This window comes from Pseudomonas sp. 30_B (assembly GCF_017491605.1).
GTDB lineage: Bacteria > Pseudomonadota > Gammaproteobacteria > Pseudomonadales > Pseudomonadaceae > Pseudomonas.
This window is the reverse complement of sequence record NZ_JAFGYY010000057.1, coordinates 1-1,515: the sequence shown is the minus strand read 5'-3', so window position 1 is coordinate 1,515 and position 1,515 is coordinate 1. Positions and strand designations below refer to the sequence as shown.

Here is a 1,515-nt window from a genome sequence, read left to right as displayed (position 1 = left end):
GGATAAACATACGCGTGATTTTTTGGACGCATGCTCAACGTACTACCGAACCGGTCAATTTCCGGCTGAGAAATTCGTGATGCTTACACTTCCGCCATTGGTTACCAGCGAACTAAAGGCTGAAAGCAAAACATGAGATTATTGAAGAGGCGCTATGAAACCTCGTATCTGGCCATTTGCGGCTGTGTTCGCACTAGTCGCGCTAGGTTGGACTATCTTCGTGATGACACGGCATTACCACTATTGGCAAGCAACAGGACAGGAGATGCCAGGTATGGTGAGTAGCATTCGAAACGGTGTATTGGTTGCACTGGGGGGTATCGCAGCAGCTTTCACCGCGAGCTACTTCTGGCTGAGCTCGGCCGAACCACCGCTGGCTACGAGCACGGCGTCGAGTGCGCAGTCGACCCCGGCTATCCTCCCGCCTGGGAACAACAGCTCCCCGGCATTGCTCGCTCAGTCAGGCGGAAAATTCGTATTGGAAGTGCGAGGCCTAGGGCTTGTGGCGGGAAAGGAGACGAATGAAGAGATCTGGAAAGCCGTCGAGGCCAAGGCAGACAACCATTCGACATACATGTCACAGAATCCCGCTGACTATCCTGCCAATGAAGATGAACGGATGACCGAGGTAGAGTTGTCGACGCGGATCAGCTTCAAATATGGCGCGCGCCACTCCGTTGAATATTGGCCGGTTCCGGTATTCATCTGGGAGCCGCCGAAGGCTCAGCGTGCCGACCGGCCAGGCGCAGAACTTTCCGGTCTTCGGCAAGAGGCGAGCCTGGGTGTCACGTTACTGCTATGGCAGGAAGACGCGAACACCGACGACGGTACCAGCATCGTCGAGAAGTTATTCGCGTTCTTCGACGCGCATCCGGACGTTCCTGAAGCGGTAATCGTGACGTTTGATGGGGCAGCAACCCGAAAGCTCAACCAGACGCCGGGTTACGTGGACACATTCAAGCAGTCGAACATTCCCTCGATGCCGGATAGCATGGTTTCGATGCTTGTGTCCCGCTCAGACAGAGTCGACAGGCTGATCCGTCCGTACGCTGTCGAACAGACCGAGGACGTCAACAAGAACACTACCGATTACGATGTCACGCGCCTGTGGAACTACTTCTGGAAGATCAATCACGATTCCGGGCCGGACGGCTTCTCCGCGCATTACGATGCTCAGGAACGGAAGGCAGGCGTCGACACGCCGATGTCACCGGGATTTGTCACTTCGGCTTGGTGGCAAACCAAACTCCCCGCTTTCTGGAAAACGATCAGCAACAAAGGCCCGGGCGAGTTCAAACCCACGCCGTACATCCCCGTGCGCTGGACGACCTGGCAGGTGAGGCAATTCGACAACGCGCCGCTGCTCGGCTACCTGCATCGGCCCATCGACGTGAAGCTCGCCGAGGCGCACGGCAAGCCGCTGAAGACCGCGCAGCAGGCGCAAGCGCTCAAGGCGGGGTGGCAGCAAGCCGTCGATACGCTGCCCACCGGCGAAACGCCGAAGCGGATCTTCTA

At 57.2% G+C, this 1,515-nt stretch carries 2 protein-coding genes; both read left to right on the top strand.

What is annotated here, in order from left to right; translation table 11 throughout:
* The coding region (locus tag J5M67_RS30000) for a DUF3274 domain-containing protein (protein ID WP_207888507.1) at window positions 1-136 on the top strand (136 nt) is incomplete at its 5' end.
* A gap of 18 nt (window positions 137-154) precedes the next feature.
* The coding region (locus J5M67_RS27155; protein WP_207888506.1) for a DUF2875 family protein at window positions 155-1,515 on the top strand (1,361 nt) is incomplete at its 3' end.